This is a genomic window from Streptomyces pseudovenezuelae, assembly GCF_001513955.1.
Taxonomy (GTDB): domain Bacteria; phylum Actinomycetota; class Actinomycetes; order Streptomycetales; family Streptomycetaceae; genus Streptomyces; species Streptomyces pseudovenezuelae.
The window spans coordinates 684,986-702,025 of record NZ_KQ948144.1; the positions used below are offsets into that span (position 1 = coordinate 684,986).

Genomic DNA, 17,040 nt, shown 5'->3' on the forward strand with positions numbered 1-17,040 from the left:
CCCGAAAGACGTGTGGCTGACCGGTTCGGTCAGGGCTACCGTAGGGTTACGTCTATTTAACACGCAAAACCCAATATGTAATGCAGAGTTGAGAAACACAAGGGGGTGCGCATGGCTGGGCGGAGTCAGACCGGCGCCGGAGATCTGCTCGAACTGGTCCGCAGCGGGCGAGCCGTCACGCGCGGCGCGCTCCAGCAGGCCACCGGACTGTCCCGGGCGACCGTCGGCCAGCGCCTGGACCGTCTCTTCCGTGCGGGCTGGCTCCGCGAGGGCGCCGGGGGTCCCGTGGACTCCCCGCTGGGCGGCCGCCCCTCCATCACCCTGGAGTTCGACGACGCCCACGCCGTGGTCCTCGCCGCCGACCTCGAGACCCGGCACGCGCGCGCGGCCGTGCTCTCCCTGACCGGCGAGATCCTCGCCGAGCACAGCGGGACCCTGGTGATCGAGGACGGCCCGGACGTCGTGCTGGGGGAGCTCGGCCGCTGGTTCGCCGAGCTGCTGGAGAAGGCGGGGCAGCGGGCGGCGGAGGTCTGCGGGATCGGCCTCGCCGTGCCTGGGCCGGTCGACCTGGAGAGCGGCCGGGTGGTCCAGCCGCCGATCATGCCCGGCTGGGACGGCTACGACATACGAGACCGCCTGGCCGGATCCTTCACCGAGCACACCGGCGCGGGCCCGGTCCCCGTGCTCGTCGACAACGACGCCAACCTCATGGCGTACGGCGAACAGCGCACCGCGTATCCCGACTGCACCGCGTTCGTGCTGGTCAAGGTCTCGACCGGGATCGGCGCCGGGGTCGTGGTCGACGGCTCGGTCTACCGGGGCATCGACGGCGGCGCGGGCGACCTCGGCCACATCCGGGTGCCGGCCGGCGCGGAGGCGCTGTGCCGGTGCGGGTCCTACGGCTGCCTCGCCGCCGTGGCGAGCGGTGGTGCCGTGGCCCGTCGGCTGGCGGCGGCCGGGGTGCCGGCGGCGTCGGGCTCGGATGTGCGGGATCTGCTGGCGTCCGGGCATCCCGAGGCGGCGGCGCTCGCGCGCGAGGCGGGGCGGCATGTCGGGGACGTTCTGGCGACCGTCGTGACCCTGCTGAACCCCGGGGTCCTGATGATCGCCGGTGATCTGTCCGGAACTCCCTTCCTCACCGGCGTCCGTGAGCTGCTGTACCAGCGGGCGCTGCCGCGCTCCACCGCCCGCCTGGAGGTCGTGACCTCACGGCTGGGGGAGCGGGCCGGGCTGGTCGGGGCGGGTGCGCTGGTCGTGGAGCATCTGTACGCGCCCGAGCGGGTCGAGGAGCGGTTGCTGGCCATGGGCGTATGACGCCCGTGTTGCGGCCCCGAAACGCGTCCGCATGGTGAAATCCGGCGCCCTGTGGCAGCGTGATTCTCGCCACGCTTGATAGGGGTCGCGCTCGAATGAGCGGATCTTGACCGACTGCACTTCTCCAAGGGGTGGCACTGAGTGCCACCCCTTGATCGTTCATCGATCGAAATCAGGCGTGCCAAGTGCCGCTCAGATGAGCGATTCTGGCGGTCCGTGAGGGTTGTTGCGTTCAAGAAGTGAAAACATCGGGCCCGTGTCGCTTGCCAAGCTTTGACTTTCGATCCGTTGGCGGACGGCTGGTTACGGGCGTATGACGCCCGAGTAGACGTACCCAGGCGCCTTCGATCTGGGTATGTTCCTCGACGTCAGGGCAGCCACCGCGTCCTCGAGGGAGTCGAGACCCGTGTCGGAAAACAAAGAACCCCACGTAGCGAAGTTCGTCTACGACTTCACCGAGGGAAACAAGGACCTCAAGGACCTCCTGGGTGGCAAGGGCGCGAACCTCGCCGAGATGACCAACCTGGGACTCCCCGTTCCTCCCGGCTTCACCATCACGACCGAAGCCTGCAAGGTCTACCTGGAGAGCGGCGAGGAGCCGGCGGCACTGCGTGACGAGGTGAGTGCGCACCTCGACGCGCTGGAGCAGCGCATGGGCAAGAAGCTCGGCCAGGCCGACGACCCGCTGCTCGTCTCGGTCCGCTCCGGCGCGAAGTTCTCCATGCCCGGCATGATGGACACGGTCCTGAACATCGGTCTCTCCGACAAGTCGGTCCAGGGGCTCGCCCAGCAGGCCGGCGACGACCGCTTCGCCTGGGACTCCTACCGGCGCCTCATCCAGATGTTCGGCAAGACCGTCCTCGGCGTCGAGGGCGACCTCTTCGAGGAGGCCCTCGACAAGGCCAAGCAGGCCAAGAAGGTCACGGTCGACACCGACCTGGAGGCCGCCGACCTCAAGAAGCTGGTCACCGCCTTCAAGAAGATCGTCAAGAAGGAGGCGGGCCGGGACTTCCCGCAGGACCCGCGCGAGCAGATGGACCTCGCGATCCACGCGGTCTTCGACTCCTGGAACACCGACCGCGCCAAGCTCTACCGCCGCCAGGAGCGCATCCCCGGCGACCTCGGCACCGCGGTCAACGTCTGCTCGATGGTCTTCGGCAACCTCGGCCCCGACTCCGGCACCGGTGTCGCCTTCACCCGCGACCCCGCCTCCGGCCACCAGGGCGTCTACGGCGACTACCTCCAGAACGCCCAGGGCGAGGACGTCGTCGCGGGCATCCGCAACACCGTCCCGCTCGCGGAGCTGGAGCAGATCGACAAGAAGTCGTACGACCAGCTGATGCAGATCATGGAGACGCTGGAGAACCACTACAAGGACCTCTGCGACATCGAGTTCACCATCGAGCGCGGTCAGCTGTGGATGCTCCAGACCCGGGTCGGCAAGCGCACGGCGGGCGCGGCCTTCCGGATCGCCACCCAGCTCGTCGACCAGGGCCTGATCGACGAGGCCGAGGCGCTCCAGCGGGTCACCGGCGCCCAGCTGGCCCAGCTGATGTTCCCCCGCTTCGACGAGAACACCAAGGTCGCGCAGGTCGGCCGGGGCATCGCGGCCTCGCCGGGCGCGGCCGTCGGCAAGGCGGTCTTCGACTCGTACACCGCCGTCAAGTGGTCCCGTTCGGGCGAGAAGGTCATCCTGGTCCGCCGGGAGACCAACCCCGACGACCTCGACGGCATGATCGCGGCCGAGGGCATCCTGACCTCCCGCGGCGGCAAGACCTCCCACGCGGCCGTCGTCGCGCGCGGCATGGGCAAGACCTGTGTCTGCGGCGCCGAGGAGCTGGAGGTCGACACCAAGCGGCGCCGGATGACCGTGCCGGGCGGGCACGTGGTGGAGGAGGGCGACCTCATCTCCATCGACGGGTCCAGCGGCAAGGTGTACCTCGGTGAGGTCCCGGTCGTCCCGTCGCCCGTCGTGGAGTACTTCGAGGGCCGGATGCACGCGGGCGCCAACGACGCCGACGAGCTCGTCGAGGCCGTGCACCGGATCATGGCGTTCGCCGACCGCAAGCGGCGCCTGCGGGTGCGGGCCAACGCGGACAACGCCGAGGACGCGCTGCGCGCCCGCCGCTTCGGCGCCCAGGGCATCGGCCTGTGCCGTACCGAGCACATGTTCCTCGGCGACCGCCGTGAGCTGGTCGAGCGCCTCATCCTGGCCGACACGGAGGACGAGCGCGAGGAGTCGCTGAAGGCGCTGCTCCCGCTGCAGAAGCAGGACTTCGTGGAGCTGTTCTCGGCGATGGACGGGCTGCCGGTGACGGTCCGGCTGCTCGACCCGCCGCTGCACGAGTTCCTCCCCGACATCACCGAGCTGTCGGTCCGTGTGGCCCTCGCGGAGTCCCGCCAGGAGCCGCACGAGAACGAACTGCGCCTCCTGCAGGCCGTGCACCGGCTGCACGAGCAGAACCCGATGCTGGGCCTGCGCGGTGTACGTCTCGGCCTGGTCATCCCCGGCCTGTTCACCATGCAGGTCCGCGCGATCGCGGAAGCCGCGGCCGAGCGCAAGAACGCCAAGGGCGACCCGCGCGCGGAGATCATGATCCCGCTCGTCGGCACCGTCCAGGAGCTGGAGATCGTCCGCGAGGAGGCCGACCAGGTCGTCGCGGAGGTCGAGGCGGCCACCGGTGTGGAGCTGAAGCTGTCGATCGGCACGATGATCGAGCTCCCGCGTGCCGCGCTGACCGCCGGGCAGATCGCGGAGGCGGCGGAGTTCTTCTCCTTCGGCACGAACGACCTGACCCAGACGGTGTGGGGCTTCAGCCGCGACGACGTGGAGGCGAGCTTCTTCACGGCGTACCTGGAGAAGGGCATCTTCGGGGTCAGCCCGTTCGAGACGATCGACAAGGACGGTGTCGGCTCGCTGGTCAAGCTCGCTGCCGAGGCGGGCCGCAGGACCCGCCCCGACCTCAAGCTCGGCGTCTGCGGTGAACACGGCGGTGACCCGGAGTCGGTCCACTTCTTCCACGAGGTGGGTCTGGACTACGTCTCCTGCTCCCCGTTCCGTATCCCGGTGGCCCGCCTGGAGGCGGGGCGCGCGGCGATCACGGCCAACGGAAGCGACCACCGGTAGGCCCGCGACGGCCACGGGAACCCCGGAACCGCCACCCGTCCCCGACCCTCATCCGATGGGCGGCGGTTCCGGAGCACGACGAGAGGGCGGCATCCTGTGCGGGGATGCCGCCCTCTCGTGCGCCCGGCGGATGTCGAGAACGTGAGACCTGCTCCGTCCCAGGGGCAGCAGCGGCCACCACCGGCCGCACCGGGAAGAGGGAGAGACCAGCATGGCGATTCAGCGGATGGACAACGTCGGCATCGTCGTCGAGGACCTGGACGCCGCCGTCGCGTTCTTCGTGGAACTCGGTATGGAACTGGAGGGCAGGGCGGAGGTCGAGGGTCCGGTGGCCGACCTGTGCACCGGACTCGACGGCGTCCACTGCGAGATCGCGATGGTCCGGACCCCGGACGGCCACAGCCGGCTCGAACTGGCGAAGTACCGCAGCCCCGCGGCGATCGACGCGGGGCCGCGGAACCGGCCGCACAACATCCTGGGCACGCATCGCGTCATGTTCGCCGTCGACGACATCGAGGACACGGTGGCCCGGCTGCGTCCTCACGGCGCCGAACTCCTCGGCGGGATCGCCCGGTTCGAGGACAGCTATCTGCTCTGCTACGTCCGCGGCCCGGAGGGCGTCATCGTCGGACTGGCCGAGCAGCTGGGCTGAGCGCGCCTCAGCGCTCGGCGCGGCGCCTGCGTGCCGACGCCACCAGCGCACCGCCGGTGAGCAGGACGGCCGAGCCCGCGGCGGCGAGGTACACGGTGGTGTCGCCACCGCCGCCACCGGTCTCGGCGAGGTCCGGGCCCTTCCTGCCGGTGTCCCCGGCCTCCGCCGCCGCCTGGTCGTCGTGGGCCTTGAAGTCCGCGGGCGGCCGGTCGCAGCCGATGCCGTCGCCGTCCCGGTCGAGGTGGCTGCCGTAGTGCTCGTCGCCCTCGGGGATGTTCGCGTAACCGGCGGCGTACGCCTCGGCGCAGTTCTCGAACGGGTGGTCACCGTCGTGTGCCGAGGCGGCGCCCGGCAGCACGGCCAGCGCCAGCGCGGCGACGGCGATGGCGCCGGGCTTGCGGAGCAGGTTCACAGCAGGTCCCTCCAGGTTCATGGTGATATCCGCGCGCATGATCAAGAAGTGGCGATCAGCCGGATATGAGGTGACGAACCTAGTGAGACGCGGGTGCGCTGTCGGCGACATGAGAAACCCGTGATGCGAACGTGACGTGACCGGAGGGTAACTCTCCGCAAGGCCGCCGCCGCAAGCTCAACTGTCGCAGGCCACCCCGTCGTTGTCCCGGTCCAGGTGCGAGGCGTACCCGGGTTCACCGCGGTGGATCGGCGCGGCGCCGGCTGCGCGGGCCTCGGAGCAGTTGGCGTAATAGACGCTGTCGGAACCCGGGTCGGCCCCGGAGTCGGTGTCCGCCTCGGCCTGTGCCGTGACCGTCCTCGTGACCTTGACCGTCTTCGTGGCGGTCACGGTGGCCGCGGGTTCCGGCTCCGCGGTCGCCGTGGCCGTAGCGGTGGCCGTCGCCGTCACGGTCACTGTCGGCTGCGGCTTGGCCGCGGCCGGCTTCGCGTCGTTCGTCGTCCTGTCCTGGTCGCCGGCTCCTATGCCGACGCCGAGGAAGAGCGTGAGCGCGAGAGCGGGGAGCACGAACCGCTTCCGGGCCCACTTGGGGGCGGGCCGTGACGCGGGCGGCGGCGTCGGCTGCCACGACGGCGGCGTGGGCTGGGTGTTGTACGGGTTGGCCATGTCGTCCCCCTGGCGGTGTTGCGTGAGGGGATGACCGTATTGCCGGTGTCGCAATTGTGGAGGCGAAGTGTTCTATCTGTGACCATTGCATGTCATGGGATGTCACGCTGGATCCCACCCCGTCTCCGGAAGGAGCCCCGTCATGGCCGGCTGGAGTGTGGAGGACGTTCCCGGTCAGGGTGGGCGGGTGGCCGTGGTCACCGGGGCCAACAGCGGAATCGGGTACGTCACCGCGCGGGAGCTGGCGCGCCGGGGTGCCCGTGTGCTGCTCGCCTGCCGCAGCGAGGCGCGGGGTGTCGGGGCCCGGGTCCGGCTGGGCGGTGAAGTGCCGGGCGCGGACGTGGAGTTCGCCCGGCTGGACCTCGGGGACCTGGCCTCCGTACGGGAGTTCGCGAGGACGTATCCCTACGACCGTCTCGACCTGCTGGTCAACAACGCGGGCGTGATGGCGCTGCCGTACGGCACGACCGCGGACGGCTTCGAGACCCAGTTCGGGGTGAACCACCTGGGCCACTTCGCGCTCACCGGCCTGCTGCTGCCGGTGCTCCTCGCGGCACCCGCCGCGCGCGTGGTGACCGTCTCCAGCACGGCGCACGTACTGGCCAACATCGACATCGACGACCTCAACAGCGAGCGCCGCTACCGGCGTTGGGTCGCCTACGCCCGTTCCAAGACGGCCAACCTGCTCTTCGTCCACGAGCTGGCCCGCAGGCTGGCGGCCCACGGCGCGGACGTGATCGCCGCGGCGGCGCATCCCGGGTACGCGGCCACCAACCTCCAGACGGCGGGTCCGGAGATGGCCGGCCGCAGGGCGGTGCAACGCTTCATGCGGGTCGGCAACCGCTTCTTCGCCCAGTCCGCCGAGGCGGGCGCCCTCCCCACCCTCTACGCGGCCACCGCCCCCGAGGTGCCGCCCGACTCCTTCACCGGACCGTCCCTGGTCGGGTGGCGCGGCTCCCCGGCCCCCTCCCGGCGGGCCCCCTGGACCCGCGACGACCGGGCGGCGCAACGCCTGTGGGCCGCCTCGGAGGAGCTCACGGGGGTGACGTACGACGCCCTCGGGGCCTGAGCGTCAGTCCTTGCGCCCGGTCACCGCCACCGTCATGCCCAGGCCGATCATGGTCAGTCCGCCGACCCCGCCCACCAGGGAGAGGCGGCGCGGTGAGCGGGCGAACCAGCCCCGCGCGGTCGCCGCGACCAGCCCCCACACGGCGTCGGAGACCAGTGCGATGAGGTTGAACACCAGCCCGAGCAGCAGCATCTGCACGGCCACCCCGCCCTGGCCGCGGTCCACGAACTGTGGCAGTACCGCGGCGAAGAACACGATCGTCTTGGGGTTGGTCACTCCGACCGCGAACCCCTCCCAGAACGTGCGCAGACCGCCGTGCCCCGCCGCGCCGGCCGACACGTCCTCGGCGAACGCCGCGCGCAGCGACCCGCGCCCGCGCCACGCCTTGACGCCCAGGTACACGAGGTAGGCGGCGCCGGCGAGCTTCAGCGTGGTGAAGACCAGCACCGAGCGCTCCACGACCGAGCCGACCCCGAACGCCACGGCGAGGACCAGTACGTAGGCGCCGACCGTGTTCCCGGCCACCGTGGTCAGGGCGGCCCGCCGGCCCTGCGCGAGCGCCCGGCCGATCACGAACAGCACGCTGGGTCCGGGGACCACGATCAGCAGGAACGACATGGCCGCGAAGGCGAGGAGACGGTCGGTGGGAACCATGCCCCCATGCAAGCATGGCCCTCCTTCGCCCTCCAGCCGTTTTCCAGCGGTGGATCCTCAGGCCGTCGCCCCGCTGTCCACCACCAGATCGGTGCCCACCACCGAGGAGGCGTCGTCCGAGGCCAGGTACAGCACGGCGGCGGCGATCTCGGACCGCGACGAGACCCGGCCCAGGGGGAGGGTGGCCCGCGCGCGGTCGGCGCGGTCCGCCTCCGTCTCGCCGGCGCGCAGGGACATCGGGGTGTCCACCGCGCCGGGGCTGACCGCGTTGATACGGACGCCGTCGCGGATGTGGTCCAGGGCCGCGCCCCGGGTGAGGGCGGAGACGGCCGCCTTGGTGGCGGCGTACCCGGCGGCGCCCGGGGCGCGGGTGTGGGCGCCGAAGGTGGAGGCGATGTTCACGATCGCGCCGCCGGAGGGCTGTGAGCGCATCTGGCGGATCTCGGCCCGCAGCGCCAGGAACACCCCCGTGAGGTTGATGTCGAGCTGCTCCTGCCAGTCGGCCGGCAACAGGTCGGCCAAGGGCTGCCCGCCCCGGAACACCCCCGCGTTGTTCACGGCCACGTCGAGCGCGCCGAAGCGGTCCACGGCGGCGTCCACGACGGCCTGGATCTCGGCGGCCCGCGAGACGTCGGCCGTCACCGCGAGCGCCTTGCCGCCCGCCTCCTCGATCAGCCGGACGGTCTCCGTCAGCGGCTCCCGGCTGCGTCCGGCCACGACCACCTGCGCGCCCTCCGCCGCGAACGCCAGGGCGAGGGCCCGGCCGATCCCCGAGCCCGCACCGGTGACGAGAGCGGTCCTGCCGATGAAACGCGTCATGATCTCCCCTGATTCTTGACCGTTCGGTTCAATATGGCGGCAAAAGAAAAGGGCGCCGCCGCCCTGAGGGGTTCAGTCGAGCAGCGCCAACGCCTGTTCCGCCGCGTCCCGCACCCGTGCCGGGTCCGCGGACGCCTTGCCGACGACCCGAAGTCCCTGGAGCACCACCAGCAGCATCCTGGCGAGGGTCAGCGGATCGCGGTCCGCCGGCAGTTCGCCCTGTGCCTGCGCGCGGACCAGTGCCGAGTGCAGCACGGTCTCCAGCTGGTCCCAGTTGCGCTCGACGTGCCGTGCGGCCGCCGGGTCGTGCGGAGCCAGTTCGGCGGCCGCGTTGGTCACCATGCAGCCGTTCCGGCGCAGTTGGTCGTCGGCCGCCTCGCTCGCGTACCGCCGTACGACCGCCCGCACGGCAGGCAGTGCGGGGCCCGGCTGGGACAGCTCCCGCACGATCGGCGGGAGCCCTGCCCGGTCGTAGCGCTCCAGCGCCCTCAGGTACAGCTCGTGCTTGCTGCCGAAGGTCGCGTAGATGCTGGCCCGCCCGATGCCGAGGTGCTCGACCAGGTCGGACAGGGACGTGGCCTCGTAGCCGCGCCGCCAGAACAGCTCCAGAGCTGCCTGCAGCGCGGCGTCGGGGTCGAACTCCTTGGTCCTGGCCACGCGTCGCAGCCTAGGCCTGTCGAGAACGGTCGGTCAAGAAAGCTTGCTACGCCGCCCGCACCTCGTACGTGGCGATCCGCACCGACTCGTCGTCCAGGCACTGCCCGGTCTCCAGGTCGAAGCGCTGCTTGAGCAGGGGGGAGGCCACGAACGGGCGGCCCTGGACGCTTCCGGTCAGCCCGCGGGAGAGGACGGCCGCCCCGCCGAAGGGGTCGCGGTTGTCGACGGCGTACAGGTTGCCCGCGCGGTCGCGGAACAGGGCGGCCTGGCGGCCGTCGGGCAGCAGCGCCGCCACTCCCCGGCCGGGGAGCAGCCGGGCCAGCTCGCAGACCGCGAACCAGTCGCCGTTCAGCTGGAGTTCGACCTTCAGGTCGGTGGTCTCGGGTGCCAGGGTCATCGCTGGGCGCTTCCTTCCAGGGGACGGTGGCCGATGGTCAGCAGCGGCAGGTCGGGCTTGATCTGCTCGCGCTCGGGGACGAAGCCGACGACCGGGTCGGGGGTGTCGGGGGCGTTCACGAAGGACACGAACCGGGCGAGCTTCTCGGGGTCGTTGATGGTGGTCGCCCACTCGTCGACGTAGTGCGCCACGTGGGCCGTCATCAGGGACTCCAGCTCCTCGCAGATGCCGAGGGAGTCCTCCACGACCACGTCACGGACGTGGTCCAGGCCGCCGGGGATGCGCTCCAGCCAGGTCGAGGTGCGCTCCAGGCGGTCGGCGGTGCGGATGTAGAACATCAGGAACCGGTCGATCAGCTTGATCAGTTCGGCGTCGGTGAGGTCCTGGGCGAGCAGGTCCGCGTGGCGCGGGGTCGCGCCGCCGTTGCCGCCGACGTAGAGGTTCCAGCCGCTGGAGGTGGCGATCACGCCGAAGTCCTTCGACTGGGCCTCGGCGCACTCGCGGGCGCAGCCGGAGACCGCCGACTTGAGCTTGTGGGGCGACCTGAGGCCCCGGTAGCGCAGCTCCAGGTCGATCGCCATGCGGACCGAGTCCTGGACGCCGTAGCGGCACCAGGTCTGGCCGACGCAGGACTTAACCGTGCGCAGCGACTTGCCGTACGCGTGACCCGACTCGAAGCCGGCGTCCACCAACCGCGTCCAGATCAGCGGGAGTTGTTCCACCCGGGCGCCGAACATGTCGATCCGCTGGCCGCCGGTGATCTTCGTGTAGAGGCCGAAGTCGCGGGCGATCTCGCCGATCACGATGAGGCCCTCGGGGGTGATCTCACCGCCGGGGATGCGCGGGACGACCGAGTAGGAGCCGTTCTTCTGGATGTTGGCGAGGAAGTGGTCGTTGGAGTCCTGCAGGGAGGCCTGCTCGCCGTCCAGGACATAGCCGCTCGCGCCGATCGTCGGGGCGAGGGAGGCGATGATCGAGCCGACCGCCGGCTTGCAGATCTCGCAGCCGTCACCGCCCTTGGCGCCGTCGCGGCCGTAGCGGTCCAGCAGGTCCTGGTAGGTGTTGATGCGCAGGGCGAGGACGATCTCGTACAGCTCCTCGCGGGTCTGCGAGAAGCAGCCGCACAGGCCCTTGTCGACCTCGACGCCGGACGCCTCCAGCTCGGCGGTGACCAGCTGGCCGAGCACCTTGACGCAACTGCCGCAGGTCGTACCGGCCTTGGTGCACTTCTTCACCTCGGGCACGGTGGTGCAGTTGTGCTCGGTGACCGCTCCGCGGATCGTGCCCTTGCGGACGTTGTTGCAGGAGCAGATGATCGCGTCGTCCGGCAGCGCGGTGGGGCCGAGCTGGACGGACTCCCCGGCACCGGCGGGCAGCACCAGCGACTCGGGCTTGACCGGCGGGACCGAACCGGTGAACGCCTTCAGCGTGCCGTACGCCTCCGCGTCGCCGACCAGGATGCCGCCGAGCAGCGTGCCGTCGCGGCCGATGACCAGCTTCTTGTAGAGGCCCGCGCGGGAGTCGGAGTAGACGACGTCCAGGCAGTCGGCGGTCGCGCCGTGCGCGTCACCGAAGGAGGCGACGTCCACGCCGAGCAGCTTCAGCTTGGTGGAGAGGTCGGCCCCGAGGAAGGCGGCCTCGTCGGAGGCGATGGTCGCCGCCGCCGTCTCGGCCTGCTCGTAACCGGGGGCCACCAGGCCGTACACCCGGCCGTCGGCGGCCAGCGCGCACTCGCCGATCGCGAACACGTGCGGGTCGGCGACCGTGCGGCACTGCTCGTCCACGGTGATGCCGCCGCGCTCGCCGACCGTCAGACCGCAGTCGCGGGCCAGCTGGTCGCGGGGACGGACACCGGCGCTGAACACCACCAGGTCGGTGGCGAGTTCGGAGCCGTCGGAGAGCTTCATGCCGGTGACGGCACCGTCCTCGTCGACCACGATCTCCTGCGTGCCGACGCCCGTGTGGACGGAGAGCCCCATCTCCTCGATGGTGCGCAGCAGCGCCGCGCCACCGCCGTCGTCGACCTGCACCGGCATCAGCCGGGGCGCGAACTCCACGATGTGGGAGGTCAGCCCGAGGCCCTTCAGGGCTCCGGCCGCCTCAAGTCCCAGCAGACCGCCGCCGACCACGGCACCGGTGGTGCGGGTCCTCGCGTACTCCTCGATGGCGAGGAGGTCCTCGATCGTGCGGTAGACGAAACAGCCCCGGGCGTCCTTGTTGGGGACCGGCGGCACGAAGGGGTACGAACCGGTGGCGAGGACGAGGGTCTCGTACGCGAAGACCTGACCGGACCTCGCGGTGACCTTCTTCGCCTCGCGGTCGACGGAGACGGCCGGGTCGCCGACGTACAGCTCGATGCCGTGCGTCTCGATGAACTCCATGTCCGTCATGGAGAGTTCCTCGGGCGTCTTCCCCGAGAAGTACGAGGTGAGCGCGACGCGGTCGTAGGCGGGACGCGGCTCCTCGCACAGGACGACCACGCGGTGGGTGGCGGTCATGCCGCGCTCGGCGAGGGCTTCGAGGAAGCGCTGGCCGACCATGCCGTGGCCGACGAGCACGATCGTGGGGGTGGCCTCCGTGGCCTCCGGGGTGGCGGTCATCAGGAGCCTCCATCGTTGGTGAGCAGGTGGAGCAGCGGGCCGTTGTCGGGGAGCGGCTCTGCTCCCTCCCAGGCGCGGGCGAGCGCGCCGACGGTGCCGAGTTCGCCGACGAGGACCCCGCCGACCAGGCGGTCGTCGCGGACGACGACCTTGCAGTAGGTGCCGCGGGTGGCGTCCGCGAGCTGGACCACGTCGTCGCCCGGAAGTGCCTCGGTCTCGCCGAACGCGGCCAGGTCGAAGGCGGTCTGTCCGGGGAGCGTCAGCCGGGTCAGCGAACGGGTGCCGGTGTAGCGGGCGCCCTGGTTTCCGGCGCCGGCCGCCAGCAACTCGGCGAGCACATCGGCCTGTTCGAGGGCCGGGGTGGCGAGGCCGTAGACGGTGCCGTCGTGCTGGGCGCAGTCGCCGATGGCGTGGATGTGCGGGTCGGAGGTGCGCAGTTCGTCGTCCACGACGATTCCCTTGCGCACTTCGAGGCCCGCGGTCTGCGCGAGGCCGACCCGGGGGTGGACCCCGCAGGCCAGGACCACGATCTCGGCGTCCAGGGCGTATCCGTCGGCCATCTCGACCGAGCGGACCGCCCCGCCGACACAGCGCACGTCCCGCACGCGCAGGTCGGTGTGGACCTCGACGCCGAGGTCCCCGAGGTGGCGCCGGACGAGCTTGGAGGCGCTCGGGTCGAGCTGGCGCTCCATCAGCCGTTCGGACTGCTGGGCCAGCATGACCTGGGCGCCGCGCTGGGCGAGCGCGCGGGCCGCGGAGACCCCGAGGAGCCCGCCGCCGATCACGACCGCCTTCACTCCCGGCCGGACCGCCTTGGACAGCCCCAGGCAGTCGTCCATCGTCCGGAACGCGTGCACGCCCTCGGGCAGCTCGTGGTCGGGGGTGAACAGGCCGCGCAGCGGCGGCAGGACGGGGTTGGAGCCGGTGGCCAGGACCAGCGTGTCGTATGCGATCTTCGAACCGTCCGCGTACTCGACGGTCCGTGCCCCGCGGTCGATGCCGGTGACCCGGGCACGGGTCAGCGCGGCCGGTGCCGGGAGCGCGATCACCTCGGGGGTGTACCGCCCGGCCAGCACCTCGGCGAGGAGCACCCGGTTGTACGGGCGGTGCTCCTCCTCGCCGATCAGCGTCACGGACGTGCCGAGCTCTCCGAGCCGCCGGGCGAGCCGGACGCCCGCGAGCCCGGCGCCGATCACCACCACACGCGTATTCGAGGTCATGCCAAGGAGCGTGCGTTGCGGGTGTTACCCGACCGCATCACCTCTGTTTCCCGCGAGGAACGCTGCCCTCAGCAGGGGCGGGAGGCGGGTGTGAGGGTTCGGGAGGGGCATCGGGGGCGCACTGTGAGGACGCCGTCCCGCGAGCTCGCCCGGGGGCGTCCCGGACCCCGCCCAGGTGCGTGTCACCTGCACGGACCCCGTCCCTTAGGGTCGCGATCATGCCCGAGATATCCCTGACCATGATCGTCGTCCTGTGCGTGGCAGCCCTCGCCGCAGGCTGGATCGATGCCGTGGTCGGCGGCGGAGGGCTCCTTCTGCTGCCGGTCCTGCTGCTCGGCCTGCCGGCCGGCACCCCGGCCGCGTACGCGCTCGGCACCAACAAGGCGGTCGCCATCGTCGGCACCTCGGGGGCCGCGGTGACGTACGCCCGCAAGGCCCCCGTCGACGTACGCCTGGCCGTCCGGATCGGTGTCGCCGCCGTCGCCGGGTCCTCGGCCGGCGCCTTCCTCGCGGCCGGGATGAGCACGGAGGTGCTCAAGCCGCTGATCATGGTCGTACTGCTGGGTGTCGCCGCCTTCGTCATCCTGCGCCCGGCTTTCGGCACCGCCCCCGCGACCGGTCCCGCCACCCGCCGTCAGATCCTCGCCGCGATCGGTCTCGCGGGCCTCGGCATCGGCTTCTACGACGGTCTGATCGGCCCCGGCACCGGTACGTTCCTCGTCCTCGTCCTCACCGCGGTCCTCCACCTCGACCTGGTGACCGCCTCCGCCACCGCGAAGATCGTCAACTGCTGCACCAACGCGGGAGCACTCGCGATGTTCGCCTGGCAGGGCACCGTCCTGTGGCAGCTCGCCGCGGTGATGGCCCTCTTCAACCTCGTGGGCGGGATGCTGGGCGCGCACACCGCGCTGAAGAAGGGCGGCGCCTTCGTGCGGGTCGTCCTGCTGACCGTGGTCTTCGCGCTGGTCGCGAATATCGCGTACGAACAGTGGCTCGCCTGACCTAGGGTGGCGCGGTGACGACTCAGGTGATCGTGCTCAACGGCGGTTCCAGCTCCGGCAAGTCCGGAATCGTCCGTTGTCTGCAGGCGGTCCTGCCCGACCCGTGGCTGGCCTTCGGGATCGACGGGTTCGTCGAGGCGCTGCCCGCCTCGCTCCAGTCCTCCGGCTCGGGCATCGCGTTCGCGCCGGACGGCGGCGTGAGCGTCGGGGAGGAGTTCACGCGCCTGGAGGCGGCCTGGCGGGCGGGGGTCGCCGCGACGGCCTGGGCGGGCGCCCGGGTGATCGTCGACGACGTGTTCCTGGGCGGCGCGCACTCCCAGGAGCGGTGGCGCGAGTCGCTGGACGGGCTGGACGTGCTGTGGGTCGGCGTGCGCTGCGCGGCCGCCGTCGCCGCGGGCCGCGAGATCGTCCGGGGCGACCGGGCCCGGGGGATGGCCGAGAAGCAGGCGGAGATCGTCCACCAGGGCGTGGTCTACGACATCGAGGTCGACACCACCCGCGCCGAGTCCCTGGACTGCGCGCACACCATCGCCGAGGCGGTCGTCAGCGGCTCCTAGTGAGGTGCGGGAACAGTGAGCACCCGTGGCTTGTCCGACGGCCGTCTGTAGTGGGACCGGTGTCGTGGCGGGATGGGCATCTGGGCGTCGGGGCCGGGGTCTTCCGAGTTCTTCGTCTGCGGCTTCCTGTGAGGTGCGGGAACAGTGAGCACCAGTGCGTTGTGCGTAGGCCGTCTGGCGTGGGGCCGGTGTGGTCGCGGGATCGGCATCTGGGCGTCGGAGCCGACATCCCCCGAGTCCCTCGTCAGCGGCTCCCCGTGAGTGCCGGAACAGTGAGCACCCGTGGCTTGCCCGACAGGCGTCTGCCGTGAGGGCCGGTGTCGTCGCGGGATCGTCACCAGGGCATCGAAGTCGACGTCCCCCGAGTCCCGCGAACAGCGAGTACCACTGCCTTGTCCGACAGGCGTCTGCCGTGAGGCCGGTGTCGTCGCGGGATCGTCACCAGGGCATCGAAACCGACGCCCTCCGAGTTCCTCGTCAGCGGCTTTCCGTGAGGTGGGCGAACACCACCACGTTGCCGCGGTAACCGGTGGAGCGTGAGTAGCCGCCGCCGCAGGTGATCACCCGCAGCTCGGGCCTCTTCGCGGCGCCGTACACCTTCTCGTCGGGGAAGTTCTTGGCGTCGTACACCTCGACCGCGTCCACCGAGAACACCGCGACGCTTCCGTCGCGCCGGTCCACCTCGATCGCACTGCCCTTGCGGAGGGCACCGAGGTCGTAGAAGACGGCGGGGCCCTCGGCGTTGTCGACGTGCCCGGCGACGATCGCGGTGCCCGTCTCGCCGGGGGTGGTGCCGGCCTCGTACCAGCCGGCGAGGTTCTTCCTGGCGGCCGGCGGCACATCGAGGCTGCCGCCCGCGGTGAGGGCGAGGGCCATCAGCGGCGCGTCCACCCGGATCGCGGGGATGCGGACGCGGTCGGGCGGGGACGGCGGCAGCGCGGGCGCGGCCGCCCGCCCGCTGTCGCCTCCCGCGCGCGCCTGGGCGGCGGACGGCTGCGGCGGGGCGTGGGTTTCGGTGCCGCTGCGCAGCAGCCACGCGCCGGAGCACAGGGCCACCACGGTGACGCCCGCTATGGCTGTGTTGCCGAAGCTGCGGTTGCGCACGGATACCTCCTCTACGGCCGGACTGCCCGTCCCCCTCCGGGCCGCGAGGGGCGTCGGACCCGGAGGGGGAGGGGACATGCGGTACCGGCGGACGGACAGCGGAGGGTGTCCGTCAGATCCCGTCGCCTCTCGCCCGGCGATGCAGGAGCCAGGTACCGCCCGCGGCGGCGACGGCGAGAGCCGCCACGCCGGCCGCGGTCTGCACGGGGTCGGGGCCCAGAGCGCCACCGACCCCCGTCTTCACACTTCCTCGCGGATGCACCGGCTGACGTTGGGACGTCAGCGTGACCACCAGGTCACCGGTCACCCGCCGACCGCCCTCCGCACAGGTCGCGGCGATCTCGTACGTCCCCGGCTGCGCGCTCGGCGGCACCCGGAACTGTCCGGTCGCGTCGCCGTCGCGCGCATCGGGCGCCAGGGTGAAGGAGCCCGCGCCCACCGCGCTGGCGTCCCCGGCGGCAGCCGTGCCGCCGGCCCCGCACGCCGCTGTGCTCACGGTGACCTGCCCACCCGGCACCACGGAGGACGGGAACACCTCAAGCCCGTCCGTGTCCCCGGCGTACGCGGGCGCACAGACGAGACCCGCGGCGGCGACGGCGAGCGCGCTGCCGGTCAGCAGGCGGGTGGTGGGGCGCATGGTGCTCCTTCGAGCTCTCGGGTGTCCCTGTGCCTTCGAGGTAAGTGGCAGTGGGCCGAGCCCGCTTCCTGAGAGTGCGTCAGAATTGCGGTGAATGGGTGTCAGATCGCCGCGCCCCGGGCCGGGTAGGCCGGAGTTTCAGCAGGTCATCGCC

The 17,040-nt window shown here is 71.5% G+C and carries 16 protein-coding genes; 6 read left to right on the forward strand and 10 right to left on the reverse strand.

Annotation, left to right across the window (positions count from 1 at the left end):
- Positions 1 to 111: 111 nt before the first annotated feature.
- From AQI94_RS02925 to AQI94_RS02935, 3 genes are all read left to right on the forward strand, one after another.
- On the forward strand, positions 112 to 1,314 hold the full coding sequence (locus AQI94_RS02925; protein ID WP_062229568.1) for an ROK family transcriptional regulator: 1,203 nt from the start codon (positions 112 to 114) through the stop codon (positions 1,312 to 1,314).
- A gap of 406 nt (positions 1,315 to 1,720) precedes the next feature.
- Positions 1,721 to 4,441 carry a pyruvate, phosphate dikinase gene (gene ppdK / locus AQI94_RS02930; RefSeq protein WP_031047349.1) on the forward strand — a complete coding sequence of 907 codons (2,721 nt, stop codon included), beginning with the start codon at positions 1,721 to 1,723 and terminating at the stop codon, positions 4,439 to 4,441.
- A gap of 211 nt (positions 4,442 to 4,652) precedes the next feature.
- The gene (locus tag AQI94_RS02935) at positions 4,653 to 5,093 is read left to right on the forward strand and encodes a VOC family protein (protein ID WP_031047351.1); all 441 of its coding nucleotides are present in this window, start codon (positions 4,653 to 4,655) and stop codon (positions 5,091 to 5,093) included.
- 7 nt (positions 5,094 to 5,100) lie between these two features.
- On the opposite strand, the gene AQI94_RS02940 is transcribed toward AQI94_RS02935, so the two are convergent.
- Positions 5,101 to 5,526, reverse strand: a complete 426-nt coding sequence (locus AQI94_RS02940) for an excalibur calcium-binding domain-containing protein (RefSeq protein WP_225890140.1) — start codon at positions 5,524 to 5,526, stop codon at positions 5,101 to 5,103.
- Between the two features lie 156 nt (positions 5,527 to 5,682).
- The gene (locus AQI94_RS02945; RefSeq protein WP_031047356.1) at positions 5,683 to 6,171 is read right to left on the reverse strand and encodes an excalibur calcium-binding domain-containing protein; all 489 of its coding nucleotides are present in this window, start codon (positions 6,169 to 6,171) and stop codon (positions 5,683 to 5,685) included.
- A gap of 142 nt (positions 6,172 to 6,313) precedes the next feature.
- Between AQI94_RS02945 and AQI94_RS02950 the strand changes: the two genes are divergently transcribed.
- Positions 6,314 to 7,240: an oxidoreductase gene (locus AQI94_RS02950; RefSeq protein ID WP_031047358.1), complete on the forward strand. Its 927-nt coding sequence runs from the start codon at positions 6,314 to 6,316 to the stop codon at positions 7,238 to 7,240.
- A gap of 3 nt (positions 7,241 to 7,243) precedes the next feature.
- Here the strand turns inward: AQI94_RS02950 and AQI94_RS02955 are convergent, their stop codons facing one another.
- The 6 genes from AQI94_RS02955 to AQI94_RS02980 form a co-directional block, all read right to left on the reverse strand.
- A complete protein-coding gene (locus AQI94_RS02955) occupies positions 7,244 to 7,894 on the reverse strand; it encodes a LysE family translocator (protein ID WP_031047361.1) in 651 nt (216 codons plus the stop codon).
- Positions 7,895 to 7,951: 57 nt separating this feature from the next.
- Positions 7,952 to 8,713, reverse strand: a complete 762-nt coding sequence (locus tag AQI94_RS02960) for an SDR family NAD(P)-dependent oxidoreductase (RefSeq protein WP_031047363.1) — start codon at positions 8,711 to 8,713, stop codon at positions 7,952 to 7,954.
- 72 nt (positions 8,714 to 8,785) lie between these two features.
- A complete protein-coding gene (locus AQI94_RS02965; protein WP_031047364.1) occupies positions 8,786 to 9,370 on the reverse strand; it encodes a TetR/AcrR family transcriptional regulator in 585 nt (194 codons plus the stop codon).
- Positions 9,371 to 9,416: 46 nt separating this feature from the next.
- The gene (gene nirD, locus AQI94_RS02970) at positions 9,417 to 9,767 is read right to left on the reverse strand and encodes a nitrite reductase small subunit NirD (protein ID WP_031047365.1); all 351 of its coding nucleotides are present in this window, start codon (positions 9,765 to 9,767) and stop codon (positions 9,417 to 9,419) included.
- A complete protein-coding gene (gene nirB / locus AQI94_RS02975; RefSeq protein WP_031047366.1) occupies positions 9,764 to 12,367 on the reverse strand; it encodes a nitrite reductase large subunit NirB in 2,604 nt (867 codons plus the stop codon). Before nirB ends, nirD begins: the two co-directional genes overlap by 4 nt.
- Positions 12,367 to 13,587: an NAD(P)/FAD-dependent oxidoreductase gene (locus AQI94_RS02980; RefSeq protein WP_031047368.1), complete on the reverse strand. Its 1,221-nt coding sequence runs from the start codon at positions 13,585 to 13,587 to the stop codon at positions 12,367 to 12,369. Before AQI94_RS02980 ends, nirB begins: the two co-directional genes overlap by 1 nt.
- Before the next feature lie 218 nt (positions 13,588 to 13,805).
- On the opposite strand from AQI94_RS02980, the gene AQI94_RS02985 reads away from it, so the two are divergent.
- On the forward strand, positions 13,806 to 14,588 hold the full coding sequence (locus AQI94_RS02985; protein ID WP_031047370.1) for a sulfite exporter TauE/SafE family protein: 783 nt from the start codon (positions 13,806 to 13,808) through the stop codon (positions 14,586 to 14,588).
- 14 nt (positions 14,589 to 14,602) lie between these two features.
- A complete protein-coding gene (gene cpt / locus AQI94_RS02990) occupies positions 14,603 to 15,145 on the forward strand; it encodes a chloramphenicol phosphotransferase CPT (RefSeq protein ID WP_031047372.1) in 543 nt (180 codons plus the stop codon).
- Positions 15,146 to 15,622: 477 nt separating this feature from the next.
- On the opposite strand, the gene AQI94_RS02995 is transcribed toward cpt, so the two are convergent.
- Entirely contained in the window at positions 15,623 to 16,249 is a 627-nt protein-coding gene (locus tag AQI94_RS02995) for a class F sortase (RefSeq protein ID WP_062229569.1), read from the reverse strand.
- 112 nt (positions 16,250 to 16,361) lie between these two features.
- Complete coding sequence (locus AQI94_RS03000; protein ID WP_031047010.1) at positions 16,362 to 16,886, reverse strand: hypothetical protein; 525 nt, start codon at positions 16,884 to 16,886, stop codon at positions 16,362 to 16,364.
- Positions 16,887 to 17,040: the final 154 nt, after the last annotated feature.

What these genes read in the sequence shown, in the direction of transcription:
- AQI94_RS02940 (WP_225890140.1), bottom strand. Translation starts at nt 5,526, where the DNA reads ATGAACCTGGAGGGACCTGCTGTGAACCTGCTCCGCAAGCCCGGCGCC.
- AQI94_RS03000 (WP_031047010.1), bottom strand. Translation starts at nt 16,886, where the DNA reads ATGCGCCCCACCACCCGCCTGCTGACCGGCAGCGCGCTCGCCGTCGCC.
- AQI94_RS02985 (WP_031047370.1), top strand. Translation starts at nt 13,806, where the DNA reads ATGCCCGAGATATCCCTGACCATGATCGTCGTCCTGTGCGTGGCAGCC.
- AQI94_RS02980 (WP_031047368.1), bottom strand. Translation starts at nt 13,587, where the DNA reads ATGACCTCGAATACGCGTGTGGTGGTGATCGGCGCCGGGCTCGCGGGC.
- AQI94_RS02935 (WP_031047351.1), top strand. Translation starts at nt 4,653, where the DNA reads ATGGCGATTCAGCGGATGGACAACGTCGGCATCGTCGTCGAGGACCTG.
- AQI94_RS02955 (WP_031047361.1), bottom strand. Translation starts at nt 7,894, where the DNA reads ATGGTTCCCACCGACCGTCTCCTCGCCTTCGCGGCCATGTCGTTCCTG.
- AQI94_RS02945 (WP_031047356.1), bottom strand. Translation starts at nt 6,171, where the DNA reads ATGGCCAACCCGTACAACACCCAGCCCACGCCGCCGTCGTGGCAGCCG.
- AQI94_RS02960 (WP_031047363.1), bottom strand. Translation starts at nt 8,713, where the DNA reads ATGACGCGTTTCATCGGCAGGACCGCTCTCGTCACCGGTGCGGGCTCG.
- AQI94_RS02950 (WP_031047358.1), top strand. Translation starts at nt 6,314, where the DNA reads ATGGCCGGCTGGAGTGTGGAGGACGTTCCCGGTCAGGGTGGGCGGGTG.
- nirB (WP_031047366.1), bottom strand. Translation starts at nt 12,367, where the DNA reads ATGACCGCCACCCCGGAGGCCACGGAGGCCACCCCCACGATCGTGCTC.
- AQI94_RS02925 (WP_062229568.1), top strand. Translation starts at nt 112, where the DNA reads ATGGCTGGGCGGAGTCAGACCGGCGCCGGAGATCTGCTCGAACTGGTC.
- nirD (WP_031047365.1), bottom strand. Translation starts at nt 9,767, where the DNA reads ATGACCCTGGCACCCGAGACCACCGACCTGAAGGTCGAACTCCAGCTG.